At 62.1% G+C, this 15,493-nt stretch carries 15 protein-coding genes and 1 tRNA gene; 6 read left to right on the forward strand and 10 right to left on the reverse strand.

All coding sequences use genetic code 11. The features are described 5' to 3' along the window. Positions 1 to 165 precede the first annotated feature (165 nt). A complete protein-coding gene (locus Q4S45_RS08080) occupies positions 166 to 369 on the forward strand; it encodes a cold-shock protein (protein WP_020703630.1) in 204 nt (67 codons plus the stop codon). 150 nt (positions 370 to 519) lie between these two features. On the opposite strand, the gene Q4S45_RS08085 is transcribed toward Q4S45_RS08080, so the two are convergent. Beyond that, positions 520 to 1,437: a LysR family transcriptional regulator gene (locus Q4S45_RS08085; protein WP_305510791.1), complete on the reverse strand. Its 918-nt coding sequence runs from the start codon at positions 1,435 to 1,437 to the stop codon at positions 520 to 522. 176 nt (positions 1,438 to 1,613) lie between these two features. On the opposite strand from Q4S45_RS08085, the gene aceB reads away from it, so the two are divergent. Then, a complete protein-coding gene (gene aceB, locus Q4S45_RS08090) occupies positions 1,614 to 3,203 on the forward strand; it encodes a malate synthase A (protein WP_305510793.1) in 1,590 nt (529 codons plus the stop codon). A 111-nt stretch (positions 3,204 to 3,314) separates the two neighbouring features. Here aceB and Q4S45_RS08095 read toward each other — a convergent pair whose 3' ends face one another. Beyond that, on the reverse strand, positions 3,315 to 3,965 hold the full coding sequence (locus Q4S45_RS08095; RefSeq protein WP_305510795.1) for a 2-hydroxychromene-2-carboxylate isomerase: 651 nt from the start codon (positions 3,963 to 3,965) through the stop codon (positions 3,315 to 3,317). Further along, positions 3,965 to 4,753 carry a hydroxyacylglutathione hydrolase gene (gene gloB, locus Q4S45_RS08100; RefSeq protein WP_305510797.1) on the reverse strand — a complete coding sequence of 263 codons (789 nt, stop codon included), beginning with the start codon at positions 4,751 to 4,753 and terminating at the stop codon, positions 3,965 to 3,967. Before gloB ends, Q4S45_RS08095 begins: the two co-directional genes overlap by 1 nt. Positions 4,754 to 4,778: 25 nt before the next feature. On the opposite strand from gloB, the gene Q4S45_RS08105 reads away from it, so the two are divergent. From Q4S45_RS08105 to Q4S45_RS08120, 4 genes are all read left to right on the forward strand, one after another. Next, a complete protein-coding gene (locus Q4S45_RS08105) occupies positions 4,779 to 5,549 on the forward strand; it encodes a class I SAM-dependent methyltransferase (RefSeq protein ID WP_305512074.1) in 771 nt (256 codons plus the stop codon). Between the two features lie 10 nt (positions 5,550 to 5,559). Beyond that, the gene (gene rnhA, locus Q4S45_RS08110) at positions 5,560 to 5,997 is read left to right on the forward strand and encodes a ribonuclease HI (RefSeq protein ID WP_305510799.1); all 438 of its coding nucleotides are present in this window, start codon (positions 5,560 to 5,562) and stop codon (positions 5,995 to 5,997) included. Positions 5,998 to 6,084: 87 nt separating this feature from the next. Beyond that, a complete protein-coding gene (gene dnaQ / locus Q4S45_RS08115; RefSeq protein ID WP_305510801.1) occupies positions 6,085 to 6,789 on the forward strand; it encodes a DNA polymerase III subunit epsilon in 705 nt (234 codons plus the stop codon). Positions 6,790 to 6,836: 47 nt separating this feature from the next. Then, positions 6,837 to 6,911: transfer RNA gene (locus tag Q4S45_RS08120), tRNA-Val, on the forward strand. Between the two features lie 1,136 nt (positions 6,912 to 8,047). Here the strand turns inward: Q4S45_RS08120 and Q4S45_RS08125 are convergent. From Q4S45_RS08125 to virB10, 7 genes are read right to left on the reverse strand one after another with little or no spacing between them, the layout of a single operon-like run. Then, positions 8,048 to 8,293, reverse strand: a complete 246-nt coding sequence (locus Q4S45_RS08125) for an AlpA family transcriptional regulator (RefSeq protein ID WP_305510803.1) — start codon at positions 8,291 to 8,293, stop codon at positions 8,048 to 8,050. Positions 8,294 to 8,336: 43 nt separating this feature from the next. Then, positions 8,337 to 10,073, reverse strand: a complete 1,737-nt coding sequence (locus Q4S45_RS08130) for an LPD7 domain-containing protein (RefSeq protein WP_305510805.1) — start codon at positions 10,071 to 10,073, stop codon at positions 8,337 to 8,339. A 24-nt stretch (positions 10,074 to 10,097) separates the two neighbouring features. Further along, on the reverse strand, positions 10,098 to 10,829 hold the full coding sequence (locus tag Q4S45_RS08135) for an OmpA family protein (RefSeq protein ID WP_305510807.1): 732 nt from the start codon (positions 10,827 to 10,829) through the stop codon (positions 10,098 to 10,100). A 23-nt stretch (positions 10,830 to 10,852) separates the two neighbouring features. Beyond that, positions 10,853 to 12,691 carry a type IV secretory system conjugative DNA transfer family protein gene (locus tag Q4S45_RS08140; RefSeq protein ID WP_305510808.1) on the reverse strand — a complete coding sequence of 613 codons (1,839 nt, stop codon included), beginning with the start codon at positions 12,689 to 12,691 and terminating at the stop codon, positions 10,853 to 10,855. After that, positions 12,688 to 13,014, reverse strand: a complete 327-nt coding sequence (locus Q4S45_RS08145; protein ID WP_305510810.1) for a hypothetical protein — start codon at positions 13,012 to 13,014, stop codon at positions 12,688 to 12,690. Before Q4S45_RS08145 ends, Q4S45_RS08140 begins: the two co-directional genes overlap by 4 nt. Next, the gene (gene virB11, locus Q4S45_RS08150) at positions 13,011 to 14,132 is read right to left on the reverse strand and encodes a P-type DNA transfer ATPase VirB11 (RefSeq protein WP_305510812.1); all 1,122 of its coding nucleotides are present in this window, start codon (positions 14,130 to 14,132) and stop codon (positions 13,011 to 13,013) included. Before virB11 ends, Q4S45_RS08145 begins: the two co-directional genes overlap by 4 nt. Beyond that, positions 14,113 to 15,492 carry a type IV secretion system protein VirB10 gene (gene virB10 / locus Q4S45_RS08155; RefSeq protein WP_305510814.1) on the reverse strand — a complete coding sequence of 460 codons (1,380 nt, stop codon included), beginning with the start codon at positions 15,490 to 15,492 and terminating at the stop codon, positions 14,113 to 14,115. The genes virB11 and virB10 overlap by 20 nt, the downstream gene beginning before the upstream one ends. Position 15,493: the final 1 nt, after the last annotated feature.

The following is a 15,493-nucleotide window of genomic DNA, read 5'->3' on the forward strand; positions in this document are numbered from 1 at the left end:
CAGCGCATTTTTATTTTGCGGGGAACGTGTTTTTTTAGTTTAATTCGGTATAATGTGGGATCGTTGGATTCGAGGTAGTAGTGCAGTCTGTCTGTCATTCCTTTCTTGCTTCTTCAAACGATCTAAAACGGGCGCAAGCCCAACTAACTGAAATAGGAAATTGTAATGGCAACTGGCATCGTAAAATGGTTCAATGATTCGAAGGGCTTCGGCTTCATCACCCCTGACGAAGGCGGCGAAGATCTGTTCGCTCACTTCTCGGCTATCCAGTCGGCAGGCTTCAAATCGCTGCAAGAGAACCAGCGCGTATCGTTCGAAGTAACCGCTGGTCCTAAGGGCAAGCAAGCATCGAACATTCAGCCTATCTAATAGGTAGCTGAGTCAACGAAACAAAAAATCCTCGGTTTCCGGGGATTTTTTTTCGCCTGATGCTTTTGGAATCGCGGCGCAAAGAGCATCGGGGTCTGGTCCTGCGGACCTGACCCGATCTGGATTTTCGTTGCGACTCCCAAAATAGGGTCAGGTCCGCAGGACCAGACCCCGCCAATAGTCGGGCTGGTTGTAGGTGTGGCGCAGGAAGTCGACAAATGCGCGGATCCGCAGCGGCAAGTGCCGGCGCTGCGCGAACACCGCATGGATGTCGCTGCCCGGCGCCGCATGCTGGTCCAGCACGGTGCGCAAGCGCCCGGCGCGGATTTCCGGCCCCACTTCCCACATCGAGCGCCACGCCAGCCCCTTGCCGGCCAGCGCCCAGTCGTGCAGCACTTCGCCGTCGTTGCACACCATGTTGCCCGCCACCTTCACGGTCACAGTCTTGCCATTGTCGAGAAAGGTCCAGCCGCGCTGGCTGCCTTCGCTGCTGATCGCCAGGCAATTGTGCTTGCCTAAATCCGCCAGCGACAAGGGCGTGCCGTGGCGCTTGAAATAGGCGGGCGAGCCGACCAGCACGCGCTGGTTGTCGGCTAGCTTGACCCCGACCAGGCTCGAATCGGACAGGCTGCCGATACGGATCGCCACGTCGACACCTTCGCCGACCACATCCACCACGCGGTCGTTCAGGTTCAGGTTGATGGTCACATCGCGGTGCTCGGCCAGGAAGGAGGGCAGCAGCGGCGCCACGTGCTGGCGCCCGAAGCCGGCCGGCGCCGACACCATCAGGTGCCCGCTGGCGCGCGCGCTGCGCTCGGCCACCGCCGATTCGGCCTGTTCCAGTTCGCCCAGGATGCGCTGGCAATCTTCCAGGAAGGCGGCGCCTTCATTGGTCAGCGCGAGCTTGCGCGTGGTGCGCTGCAACAGCTTGACGCCCAGGCGGGCCTCCAGCGCATCGAGGCGGCGCCCTATCATGGCCGGCGCGATCCCCTCGGCGCGGGCCGCCGCGGACAGGCTGCCGCGGGCGACGACTTCGACGAAAGTGGATATCTGGCGGAACTGGCCCATAGGTGAAGTCTCGGTGATTTGATACAAAAACACACAGATGAATGTATTTTTTGTCTCGTTTAGGTACGGTCGAGTGAATATACTGGAAAAGATATTAATCGCCAACTGACCTATACTGAAGCGTCGTTGTGCAATGCCGCAGTCCATCCCAAAAATTCATTCAACAGGAGTCACGCATGAGCATCGCCACCCCAGCCGGCATGGAAATCACCGGAGCGATCGAGCCCGGTTTCGAAAAGATCCTGACCCCGGAGGCGCTCGCGCTGGTCACCAAGCTGACGCGCGCCTTCGAGCCGCGCCGCCAGGAACTGCTGGCCAAGCGGGCCGAGCAGGCCAAGCGCCTCGACGCCGGCGAGCGTCCCGATTTCCTCGCCGAGACCGCGCACATCCGCGCCGGCGACTGGAAGATCGCGCCGATTCCGCAGGCACTGCAATGCCGCCGCGTCGAAATCACCGGCCCGACCGACCGCAAGATGGTGATCAACGCACTGAACTCGGGCGCCGACGCCTACATGACCGACTTCGAGGACTCGCAGACGCCGAACTGGCATAACCAGGTGGACGGCCAGATCAACCTGATGGAAGCGATCCGCGGAACCATCACGCTGGAACAGAAGGGCAAGTCGTACAAACTGAACGACAAGATCGCCACGCTGATCGTGCGCCCGCGCGGCTGGCACCTGGACGAAAAGCACGTGCTGGTGGACGGCAAGCGCATCTCCGGCGGCATCTTCGACTTCGCGCTGTTCATGTTCCACAACGCCAAGGAGCAGCTGGCGCGCGGCCTCGGCCCATATTTCTACCTGCCGAAAATCGAGTCGCACCTGGAAGCGCGCCTTTGGAATGACATTTTCGTGATGACGCAAAACGAGCTTGGCATCCCGCAGGGCACGATCAAGGCGACTGTGCTGATCGAAACCATCATGGCCGCGTTCGAGATGGACGAGATCCTGTACGAATTGCGCGAGCACAGCGCGGGCCTGAACGCGGGCCGCTGGGATTACATTTTCTCGTGCATCAAGAAGTTCAAGCTGGACAAGGATTTCTGCCTGGCCGACCGTCCGAAAGTGACGATGACGGCGCCGTTCATGCGCGCCTACGCCTTGCTGCTGCTGAAGACCTGCCATCACCGCGGCGCCCAGGCGATGGGCGGCATGGCCGCGCTCATCCCGATCAAGAACGATCCGGAAAAGAACGAGATCGCGATGGCGGGCGTGCGCGTGGACAAGGCGCGAGACGCAACCGATGGCTACGATGGCGGCTGGGTCGCGCACCCTGGGCTGGTCGAGCTGGCGATGACCGAATTCACCAAGGTACTGGGCGAGCGCCTGAACCAGGTCGATAAGCAGCGTCCGGACGTCAATGTGACGGCCGCGCAGCTGCTCGACTTCAAGCCGGAAGCGCCGATCACGGAAGCGGGCCTGCGCTACAACATCAACGTCGGCATCCACTACCTCGGCAGCTGGCTGACGGGCAATGGCTGCGTGCCGATCCACAACCTGATGGAAGATGCGGCGACCGCGGAGATCAGCCGCTCGCAGGTTTGGCAGTGGATTCGTTCGGACAAGGGTGTGCTGGAAGACGGCCGCAAGGTCACCGCCGAGATGGTGCGCGCGATGATTCCGGAAGAGCTGGCCAAGGTGAAGCTGGATGCGCCGAATGGCGACAACCCGAGCTACGAGCGCGCCGCGCAGATCTTCGAGCAGATGGCGACGTCGGAATCGTTTGAAGAATTCCTGACCTTGCCTTTGTACGAAGAAATTTAAGGATTAGCCGAAGATGGGGACTAGGCGTCCCCGCCGCTCCGCAGGACCAGGCCCCGACTTGCGGCGGCCGCGTTTCCGGGGTCTGGTCCTGCGGACCTGACCCCATTTGTTTTACCGCCTGCGTTCGGCCAACGGCGGCTTTGCAAGAAAATCTGCAAGCGCCTGCTCGTCGATCCGCTCGCCCTGCAAATGGCGAACCAGCGCATCGACCCGGTCTCCGCCCCAAAACAATTCGCCGTCCACGCCAAACGTCGGCACCCCGAACACCCCGCAGGCAATTGCCTTCTCCGTGTCCGACGCCAACTGCGCCTTGATGTGCGGCTGCTGCGCCGCATCGCGTAACGCTGCGCCGTCCAGCCCGAATTCATCGGCGATGCGCATCAGCACCTCGCCATTCGACACATCCTTCCCGTCCTCCCAGCACGCCTTCATTACGGCCAGCGCAAATCTTCGCCGCTGATCCTGCCGCGTCAACGCCAGGCACATCCGCAGCGCCTGCAGCGGATTGAACGGATGCCCCGGCGGCCCCTTGAAGCCGAGCCCGAGCCGGGCCGCTTCACGCATCACATCCCTGAACAGGTACTGGCGCTTGGCCGGCACTTCCGCCGGACCTTTCTGTCCGTGCGCGTTGAGCAAGCCCGCGAACAGCACCGGCTGAAACACGATTTCCGCGCCAGCCGCTTCGATGCGATCCAACGCCGCCGTGGACAGCCACGCATACGGGCTGACCGGGTCGAAATAGAAGGTGACCGTGGCCGTCATCAGAAACTGTTCTTCCACTCGCGCAGCGCGGCAAACGCGGCCAGCGGGGCGGCGCCGGCATCGATCTTGTGCGCCGCCACCAGGCTGGCGACGATTTCCGGTTCGCGGTAGCGCAGGAAGGGATTGGTCGCTTTCTCAGTGCCGATTGTCGACGGCACGGTAGCAAGGCCGGCGGCCCGTTTGGCGCTGTCGGCCTCTACGCGCGCGTGCAGTTGCCGATTGCCTGGCTCGACCGCATTGGCGAAGCGCAAGTTGGCCAGCGTGTATTCATGCGCGCAGTAGACGCTGGTGTCGTCGGGCAGCGCGGCCAGCTTGCCGAGCGAACCGGCCATCTGCGCCGGCGTTCCCTCGAAGATACGGCCGCAGCCGCCGGCAAACAGCGTGTCGCCGCAAAACAGCCAGTGCTCGCCTGGCGTTTCGCGCACGTACGCAATGTGGCCTTTGGTATGGCCGGGCACGTCGAGCACGCGCAAGGTCAGCGCCAGGCCGGGTACCTCGACACGGTCGCCTTCGCCCAGCGGCACAGTCACCGCGGAAATGTTATCGTTGCGCGGGCCGAACACCGGCACGTTCGCGTGCGCGAGCAGTCCGGGCACCCCGCCAATGTGGTCAGCATGGTGATGGGTGAGTAGAATGGCAGTGAGGGTGAGCTTGTGCTCGGCCAGCGCGGCAAGGATGGGCGCGCTGTCGCCGGGATCGACGGCGGCGGCATGGACGCCGTCATGCACCAGCCACAGGTAGTTGTCTTTGAAGGCGGGAACGGCAAGCACGCGTAGCGATGGAATCATAGTGGAGTTCGACGAAAAGGCAGGCATGGATAGCGAGGCATCTGAAAAATCCATTATAGCGCTCGACGGCTGGCTGCAATCGCCCGCCGGCGCCTACGTGCGCGCGTGGGAGCAGGCCTGCCTGGACGAGCTGACGGCCGATATCTTCGGCTTCAACGCGGTGCAGATTGGCCTGCCGCAGATCGACGCGCTGGCGGCCAACCGCATGCCCAACAAGTGGCAGGCGGCAACGCGCACGTCCACGGCCGACGAACTGGCGATCGCCTCGACCGGCAAGCAGATCGCGGTGGCGCTCGAATTTGCCGAGTTGCCGTTCGCGTCGCAGAGCCTGGACCTGGTGGTGCTGCCGCACGTGCTCGAATTCGCGGCCGAGCCGCACCAGGTGCTGCGCGAGGTCGAGCGGGTGCTCATTCCCGAGGGGCAGGTAATCATCTGCGGCTTCAATCCGGCCAGCCTGTGGGGCGTGCGCCAGGGGATGGGGCGGATCGCGCGCAGCCCCTATTTGCCGGTCGCTGGCGAATTCATCTCTATGCCGCGCATGAAAGACTGGTTAAAATTGTTGAATCTTGGCGTGAGCCGCAGCCATTTCGGCTGCTACGCGCCGCCTTGCCGCAGCGCGCAGTGGCTCAACCGCTTCGCCTTCATGGAGCGCACGGGGCAGCGCTGGTGGCCGTATCTTGGCGCGGTGTACATGGTGCACGCGATCAAGCGCGTCAAGGGGATGACCATCATCGGTCCCGCATGGAACAAAAAAACGGTGGCCCCGCAGGCGGTCCCGGCAACCAACAGAAAGTAAATCAGCATCGATGAGCAAAGTAGAGATTTTTACCGATGGCGCGTGCAAGGGCAATCCCGGCACCGGCGGCTGGGGCGCCTTGCTGGTGGCCGATGGCCATGAAAAGGAAATCTTCGGCGGCGAGCTGAACACCACCAACAACCGCATGGAGTTGCGCGCCGTGATCGAGGCGCTGACCACGCTGACGCGGCCGTGCGAGGTGGTGCTGCATACCGACAGCCAGTACGTACAGAAGGGCATCTCGGAGTGGATTCACGGCTGGAAGAAGCGTGGATGGAAGACCGCGGCCAAGGAGCCTGTGAAGAACGAAGACCTGTGGAAGGCGCTGGACGCGGCGCAATCCGAGCACAAGGTGGACTGGCGCTGGGTGCGCGGCCACAACGGCCATCCGGGCAATGAGCGGGCCGACGTGCTGGCCAACCGCGGCGTGGAGACGGTTCGCAAATAACCGGTGTCCAACCGGCCTGGCTACGGCCAGGCTGTTGCCGTCTGGTAAAATGCTGCCGCGCTCCTCCCGTTCATTCACTGAGTCCCTATGCGTCAAATCGTCCTCGACACCGAAACCACCGGCCTGAATCCGCGCACCGGCGACCGCGTCATCGAAGTGGGCTGCGTCGAACTGGTCAACCGCATGCTGACCGGCAATAACTTCCACCGCTACATCAATCCCGAACGCGATTCGGAAGAGGGCGCGCTGGCGGTCCACGGCCTGACAACCGAATTCCTGCGCGACAAGCCGAAGTTCGCCGAGATCGTGCACGAGCTGCGCGAGTACATCCAGGGCGCCGAAGTCATCATCCACAATGCGCCGTTCGACCTGGGCTTCCTGAACCACGAATTCAAGCTGCTGGGCCTGCCTTCCTTCACCGAGCACTGCTCGGGCGTGATCGACACGCTCGTCAACGCCAAGGAGATGCATCCGGGCAAGCGCAACTCGCTCGACGCGCTGTGCGACCGCTACGGCGTGTCGAACGCGCACCGCAAGCTGCACGGCGCGCTGCTCGACGCCGAACTGCTGGCCGACGTCTACCTGTCGATGACGCGCGGGCAGAATTCCATGTGGATGGATACGGAAGAAGATTCGGCGTCGGGCGGCGGCCTGCTGGAGGCAGTGCCGCTGGCGGAAATTTTCGTGCTGGTCGCGAGCGACGAGGAGATGGCCGAGCACGCAAGTGTGCTGGGCGGCCTCGACAAGGCGGTCAAAGGCCAGTGCGTCTGGAGAAATTACGCGGATGCATAACTTTTCGTGACGTTTTCGCGGGGATATGTCATAATACGCCCCGCTTCGGGAGGTTAGCTCAGGGGTAGAGCACTGCATTCACACTGCAGGGGTCGCAAGTTCGAAACTTGCACTTCCCACCAAGATTCGCTTTAAATTCAAAGGCTTGCAACGATCAGTTGCAGGCCTTTTTTGCGTTGTACGGGAAAAGTACGGGAAACGGCCGCGAACCGCTGCGCACTTCGGCGGACGTGCACGACCGATACTCCTTCCCCTACGCTAATGCCGAACGGTGGATGCCGGTGTGCGAGGAGGAGGGCGATGTGATGCTGAAGTTGATCTGCGGACGTCAGCCGCCGCGCCACCCTGATAGGTGGGCTGCGAAATTCGGAGGTCGCTTTCGCCGGCCTAGCTTCTAGCTGGTTGGGCATCTTGACGTGCTCGTCCTCTCCCTAATTGAGCCTACGTACAGACGCGCTGGAAAGTATTTACGGTGGTGTGTCAATACCGCTACATTTTTTAAAACGGATTGCATTTTACTCAATTAATAAATAGTATTTTATTTACTGCAATATTTTTTGGGTGACGAATGAAAACCTTAATGCTGTGTATCTGTGTGATTTTTAGTACCTTACTGACTGGTTGTGGAGCGGGTGCTAACGATGGAAATGTTGTATGCAAGGACGGCTGGGTTTCTCCGTCTGGTGGCAAACAGGGCGCTTGCTCTTCCCATGGAGGCGTGGCTTAAAATTTAACGGAGTCTCTATGAAGATATTCACTGTTGCAGCATTAACGGTCTTGCTTGCTTTTTCTGCTCCGGCGTTCGCCAAGGGGGGAAGAGGCGGAGGGCATGCTCATTACGGTGGTGGGCACCATACAAGTAGTCATGGCGGGCATTACGCTGGCGGACGTGGTAGCTCCCACAAAGGCGGTTCGTACCGTAATAGCCGCACTGGGAACCGCTACGGGAAACACAAATAAAAGGGTAGCGGGTTCGTCGTAAATCTGACTAATCCCCTGTTCTGGATTGTCGAACAGTTCCTGCTGACGAAGTTCAATAGCCACCCCCTGTCGATCCAGCATTGCCGGGCGGTGTGGCGCTCGTAGCTGTCAGATGTCAGGGTGCCCCTTCGGTTGGGGCATCCTTGCGGCCAGTCTTCCTACGGCTGCTGCATAAATGGGTGCTCCTATGCCGTCCTTCGTGCGGTTCTTGTAGAGGTAGCTGATCCACTGCTTGAGGGCCGCCCCGTAGCACGGATCGGAAGATTGAACCTCATTATTAATCGCCGGTTTCCGTTCTTTCGCGCGACGACGCGATGCACGATTCAACCCATCCATGGATCTCGCTCTTGACCCACACGGCGCAGCGATTTCCCAGCTTGACTGGTTTCGGAAATCTCCCCTGGCGGATGGCTGCGTAAATGCTGGTTTTCGACATGCAGCAGATCGACACTACTTCGGGTAGCTTGATAAATTTTGGCTGGTCTGGCGTTTCCTTGACTCTTTCGAGCACTGCGCTGTTCAATTCCGATCTCCTCGAGTTTGGTGGATGGCAATGTGATTAAGGGCTAACGGTTCAGAGTGGGGTCTACCTTGCGGTCTTTGTCGGGGTGCGGCGCCTCGAGACGCGGGGGCAGGTCGTAGACGGGCACCATAGGCTGGGCATGTTCCGTCGCCTTTGCCGCGATGCGAACACGTTCCAACGCTTCGGCTCGCAGCCGGTCGAGCTTGTCCGCTTCCCAAGCATTACGATTGACTTCCTTGATCGGCTTTTGCGTCGTCTGGTCGCCGCGATCGCGCACCTGGTCGGTGATGGTGACCCGCTTCCGGCCTCGGTACACCAGGGCCATGTCATCACCCTGCTTGATTCCTCCGACACCGATGGCGCGCTCCAGATCGACACCCCAGATGGTCCTGTCGCCGTCGATCGTCTTGATCGTGACGAAGTAATTTTGTTTCTCATCTGGGTTATGTTCGTATGGAGCGCGGCCGTGCTCTAGCAGCCTGCCGACGTACACGCGCTGTTGCTGGAATCGTTCGGTGGCTAACTCTGAAGCCATTGCGACCGCTTTCGCAGAGTCGCCACGTTCGGTGAGAATGGCGCGCAGCGTATCGACGGCCACACGCTGCTGCTTGCTGAGGGAGCGGTACGCGTCTTGATGGTGTTCGTCGGCATGCTCAATCCGGCGTTCGACCGGACCGTCCTGTTTGGCGGGTGCTGCACGAACGACAGAATGCGTGCGGTCCCGCCCTTGCTCGATCGCGTTGTGCCGCCTGGGCTGCAGTTCCGCGCGCAACTCTGTCAGACGGGCTTTGTCGACTTCGTGCGGCGTATATCCTTCCACCTCGATCTCGCGTAAGGATGCCGCCAGCCACACCTCGCGCCTGAATTCGTCCGTGCCCTTGACCCGGATACTGGTCCATTGTTTTGCCTCTGCCAGTTCGACCATCGAGCGCGCGATCAGAGGATCGTTATGCTCCGTCGCGATGCGCTTGCCCTTGTCTTCGAAGGCGAGCAGGTTCGGATCGTCCCGGAAGTAGAATTTGTTATCCGCGACCAGATAGCGCCTCGCCAGCACCGCCGGCGCCGGAACGAGGTCCGATTTCGGCCACTTCGAACCATCAAGCGAGGTGCCTGGCGCATTGAAAGACGGCTCGTCGTTCTTTGGCGATTCAGGTTGCCCTACATGCGGCGCGGGATCCTTGTCGTCGGCGTCGATGAAGATCGGCTTGTCGGGGTCGTCGGGGCGATACTTGTCCCACAGGTTTGCGGCCGCTCTCCAGCTGGCGCCGGCCAGCACTTCGAGATCGCGCAACACCGGCGCGAGGTCGGTACGATCGCGCCATCCGAGCTCCTCAAGACCGGACTTCGCCATCCGGGCCTCAAGGCTGGCGACAAACGCGGCGCTGATCCTTTCCGCCTCGGCGCCCGGCAGCCTTATGTTCGCGCCGGCCGGCGCCGCCGCATGCGCTTCATCGGCCGGGCCGCGCGGAACCTCGTGCTCCTTTGGCACCGCCCCAGCCAGCGGTGCTCCGGAGGTTGCGGGGGCGCTTTCAGCGGGAAGAGGCGCGACCGTTCCGTCATAGTCAGGGGACGCCGAATCCATCGGGATTCTCGCGGAGGAATCGAGATTGGAAGGATCGTGTGCCTCCATCCTCGCCTGCGAAAGTGCGGCGGAAACCTCCGGCGTATTTTCAGTCGGGCCGTGCGCTCGCTGCTGTTCTTCCTTGATGTCGAGCGCAGTCGTTCCCTGCCGGTCTGGCAGCGCTGGTGCTCGCTCGGATTCCAAGTCGATCGTATTCATTGGTGCGCCTCTCCCTTCACTTTGTTATTGCCGCGGTTCACCAGGCGTTCGCCGGTTTGAGACCTCGATGTCCACCCGCCGGTTTTTCATTCGCCCTTCGGGCACGGAGTTGTCGGCGACGAAACCGCCCGCCGCCAGGAAATGCGTCCTCACTTTCGCCGGGTCGACGCCATTGCCGACGAGGAAATTGCGCGCCGCTTTGGCGCGCTGTCGTGCAATGGCTTCGCTTGCCGGCGTTTTTACTCGCGCGTCGGTGGCTCCCCAGATCGCAATTGATTGGCCTTCCATTGCTGCCTTGACGAGGGCTTGTTGAAAAACCGGGCTGGGAACAAACTGCGCGTCGCCATTGGAGAAGAAGCTGCGGAACAGGACGACCTGGTCGTCCGCGCGAACGATCTCCGCCGGCATTGGCAGGACGTTGGCTGGAGCCGCACGTCGCTGACTCGGTGCCGATGGTGCGGAGGAAGGGGGCGGAATTATGGGAGCGGCGGACGGCGCTTCCGGCGGGCGCATCGATGCTGCCATATACGCGCGCAAATTTTCGATGTCGCGTTTGAGCAGTTCCGCCTGCTGGATAGCCCCCTGGTCTCGTTCCGCAGCCTGGTCGCGCTCCAGCCCGCGGCTGTACTCTGCCATCGCGTCGGCACGATTGATCGGAACGCGCGATGCGCCATCGGGGGTATTCAGACGGGGCGGCGAGCTACAGCCGGAAGACAGCAAGGCGAGTGCGAGCAGCACTGAAAGGAGACGTCGCATGGGCATTCCTCTAAGCTGATTGTTCATTGATCCAGAACGGACAGGTCGATGGTCCCGGCGGGCGGAGGCCTGGCGATCGCCTGCGTGGCCCGGGAGGGCGCCTGTCGCGTAGCACTCACTGCGTGCAACGAGGAGTCCCCTTGGGAAATCTCGTTTCCTGCATCGGGCTGGGGCGGCTCGAAGACGTCGGCGGTATCGATTGCGGCGAAGCTGCCGAGCTGGCTGAATATCGCTTCGACCACGGCTTCAGTTTCTTGCTCTGTCGGCGCTTCCGGATCGGCGAAGCGCGGCACCGCCTGGACGTCGATAGCCAGCAGCGACAGATCGAGCTTTTCCTCTTCTCGAAGGGGACGAATTTTCTGTTCCACCTTGGCCTTGTGCAGTGCGATGTCGAGAACGGGCACCTGCGCACTGAGCTCCTCCAGCACGAAAGCCGCATGCTTGAGCTGCGCTTCGGTCGGCTGCACGGCGCGTTCGCGTCCGAGTCCCAGGCGTGGCAGCAGGCCTTTGGGTTTGTTCGGCCGCCGGTCCAGCATCGCCAGACAGGAGCTGACCTCCTTCAGCCGTTCGATGAACTGCGGATCCTCGTAATACCTGGCCTTGTCGCACAGGATTGGCCGGGTGTTTTCCATGACGATGATTTGCTGCGTCTGCGGCATCTCCTTCAGTTCCTGCGGCAGCATCAGCGCGCGACGCTGGTCGGTCGCGTTCTCCGACGACGACCCGAGCTGGCCGAATGACCTTGGCCGGTTCACACCGGTGGAGATCGACTTAACGGTGAGGTAGCCGAGCATTTCGCTGTATTCCTTCGCATCCTTCTGTTCACGCGGCGGAAACAGAATCTGCACGCCGTGATTCGTGACCAGAGTTCGGGTGTCGCCCGCACCGTAGATCGCTTCCAGCTGCGAGATGCTCTGGACGATCGTCAGCAGCCGCAGGTTGTAGCCGCGGATGTAGGGATTGGCCTTGGCGATGATGCCAATCTTGCCGAGCGCGGCGAACTCGTCCAGGATCAAGAGGCACTGGTGGCGCAGATCAGGATTGTTCTCGGGAAGCTCCCTGGTGTTGAGACTGATAATCTGGGAGAACAGCATGTTGACCAGCAGGGCCGCGTCGGCCAGCCGGGACGGTTCGACGCCGACGTACAGCGAGATGCGTTGGCGGCGCAAATGGCGCAGGTCGAAATCCGAAGTGCAGGTCGCCGCGTCGATGAGCGGATTGGCAAACACCAGCAGCGGCGCGTTGAAGGTCGAGATGATGTTGCCCAGCGTGTTTTCCGGCGCGGACAGGAAGCGGTTAAACGCATCGACGCAGTCTTCGCTGAGCGGTGTCTTGCTGCTGGCGCGTGCAAGGATGGCGCCCTGGATGTGGTCCTTGAGCGATTTCCCCTTCCCAGACGATTGACGGAATACTTCTCCCATCGTGCACGGAAGGGTTGGGCTTTCGATCAGGTACAGCACGAAGGCCAGGAACAGATTGCGCGCATTGTCGTTCCAGAATTTTTCACGGGGATCGCAATCGCCCGGGTAGAACACCTGGCCAATCGCCAGGATGTCGCCGACCCTGCGGCGCGGATCGCGCGAGACCGCGTCCAGCATGTTCCAGCGGTGCGTACGCCGGTCTTCGGCAAACGGCGCAAACAGGAACACCTGTTGCCCGTGCCTGGCGCGGAAAGCAGACGTTAGCCGGAAGTTCTCCAGCTTCAGGTCGAACACGACCACCGAGTCCGTGTAATTGAGCAAGTTGGGTACGACCAGCGCGACACCTTTGCCCGAGCCGGTAGGCGCGGCCAGCAGGATGAATTGCTGGCCGTCGACGATCAGATACTCGCCGCGGTATTTGCCAACGATGACGCCGCTCATAACAAGCCCGCCTTGCGAATCTCCGCACGCGTGGCCCAGCGGGCGTCGCCGTGCAGCGATCTTCCCGCCCGCGCCTGCGATACCAGCACGATCACCGGGATTGCGAAGACCGCAGCCAGCGCCAGCGCCATCGCGAGCAGCAAGCGCTTGCGCTGGATGGCGTCGCCGGAGTAGGCGTCCCAGTAGCGCAGCCAGCTGTCCACGCCGACGCCGGCCGGTGCCGCTTTGCTGACGATGAAGTACAGCCAGCCGGCGAGGTAGCACGCCATCACTGTGCCGGCGACCAGGTAGACGGCGCCGAAGATCAACTGAGTGCGCGTCATGACAAGCCCGCCGCTCGATGGATGACGCCCTTGCCGAAACGCGCGTCGAGCTTTGCCAGCGGGTCGTAGTACACCTCGGAGACATACCGCTCCTTGCGCGCCGGCGAGCCGCGTTCTTCGACATGCCGCTCCACCGCGATGTGAACGATGACGTCGATCGTCAGCGTCACAAGCTGTTTCAGGGAATCGGCGTCATAGATGGCGGCGTGCGGATGTTCCTTGCACATGAATACGTAGCGCTCGCGCGCCAGCGCGCAGGACTCGGCGTGAAAGCTGGAAATCGAGCCGCTGTGGCCGGTCGTGAGCAGCTTGAGGAAGTCGAACGCTTCGGCGCCGCGCAGCTCCGCCAGCAGAACCCGGTCCGGCTTCATTCGCATCGCGCTTGCGATCAGGTCCGACGGCGTGACTGTGCCCTCGCGCTGGCCACTCTTCGAATAAAGCAGATGAACGCGATTCGGATGCCGGTCCAGGTGGATCTCCCGCACGTCCTCGATCGTGATCAGGCGTTCGTCCTCGGGGATATACTGGCACGCGGCCTTCATCAGCGAGGTCTTGCCGCAGCCGGTGTCGCCCACGAAGACGATGTTTTGCTTGGCGCGCACCGCTTCGACCAGGAACTGCGCGAGCCGGCTGTTTTCAAGATGTTTCATCAGAGTGCGCTGTGCCGCGGTGAGGCACTGCTCGCGTGCTGTATCGGCTTCGCGGCGCGACCAGAGATAGCGACTGAAGAAGCCGTCGGTTTCATAGGCGTCAAAACTCCGGGTCGCGGCATCGGGAATGCGGATGGTGAGCGAAACGGTGTCGCGTTCCGCGGCGGGCGGCACCACGACCTGGATGCGCTGGTCGCCGGGAAGTTGCGCCGACAGTAGCGGAGTCTGGGCGTCGATCCGCTGGCTGGTGTAGGACGCGATGGCATTGGCCAGCGAGGTGCAGCGCTCGAACGTCAGCATCGGCGCGTCGTGCCGGCTCCACGACGGGCCGGCTTCGACGAACACCTCGCCCGCGCGATTGACGACGATTTCAGTGGCATGCGGAATGCGGAGGAATTCCGCTAGAGGCCGCAGCAGCTCATTGACCATCGCGTCCTGCGCCAGTATGTCATTGCGGTCGTAGGGCATAGACGCCTCCGAAATCGAGATCGCGGCTGACAAAAATCGTCGCGCGATCGCCCTGATGTTTGTAGATGGTGGGTTTGATGTTGATGGTGCTGTCGAGGATGCGCTCCGCCAAGCGCTGGCCGGATTGCGTCGTGCTTTGAAAGACCGCGACGCCCTGGGCGCCGCCGCCATTCTCGCTGGACGCTTTCGCCGTTTCGTAGGCGATGGCATCGTCGACCAGCGACAGCAGGACCGCCGCGCCGATCCGCTCCGGCCAGCGGTTATCCACGTGCCCTGGCGAGCCGGAGGTTCCCAGCGCGTCGGCCGCCGGCGAATTGACGTTCACCACGACGCCGTTCGGCGTCTGCAGCCGGGTCCATAGGATGAACAGGCGGCGCTGACCCTGGGCCATGGTCGCCACATATTCGCCCACTGCCGTGGATCCGCGCTCGGCCAGTACGACCTTGCCGTTATCGCTGTAGACATTCGAGGACAGTACGCAAGTGGCCTTGCCCGACACTTCGCTGACGATGCGCACCGATAGGTTGCAGTCGATGCTGCGGCCTTCCGGCAGAATCATGTCGCGGTTGCCGATCATCGTGGCGCTCACCGCCTTCGCGGCGCCGCCTGTCGGCATGGTCGCTAAGGCGCCCTGCGGCGATGCGATTGTGTGCGGCGCGGGTAACGGTTGGGCAGCCGTCGCCTGCGCCGGATCTTCGTGATGTCCCGTGCCGGCGGATGAACGAAGAAGCGCCTGAATGTAAGGATTGTTCGGATCGAACGCCTGCGTTGCGCCGGAAGCCGGCGGCGGCAGCACCACGTCGCCTCCGTAGCGGCTGGCCGGCGGCGGCAGATGCGCGCCGCGCGCGTCTTTCGTGCCGTTCGCGATAAGGGGAATGGGCGCCACTGAATCCGCTGGCATGGGCGCGATCGCGGGCACGATCACCTGGCCGTTGCCGCAGACGCGGATCGGCTGCCCGCCGGGGCCGGTCATCGGCATACCGTCCGGACCAAGCAAGGGGCGACTGGTGGCCCCAGCTGGGCAGGCGATGGAGGCGTCCCCGGCGCCGACCGACCGGTTCGGCGCGGCGGCGCCAGGCAGGGGCGGGGGATCCGTGTTGAAGATGCGGCGCTTTCCGGAGTCGCCAGGCTTGTTTTGGTCAGCGCTGGCAAGCCGGCGCGCGGCATCCTGCGCTTTGCCGGCGTCACGGTATTTGGCGAGCGACATCGCCGTCGCGGTGACCAGCAGCGCAGCGGCGATTACGATCGCTACTATCTTTCCACCTCTGCGAGGCGAAGGGCCGCCACGGCTGTTGACCGAGACAATGCCTGTCGGCTCCGGTATCGTCTGAGCTGGCTGATCTTCTCGAAGTTGGGACATT

Source organism: Massilia sp. R2A-15 (assembly GCF_030704305.1).
GTDB lineage: Bacteria > Pseudomonadota > Gammaproteobacteria > Burkholderiales > Burkholderiaceae_D > JAFCUW01.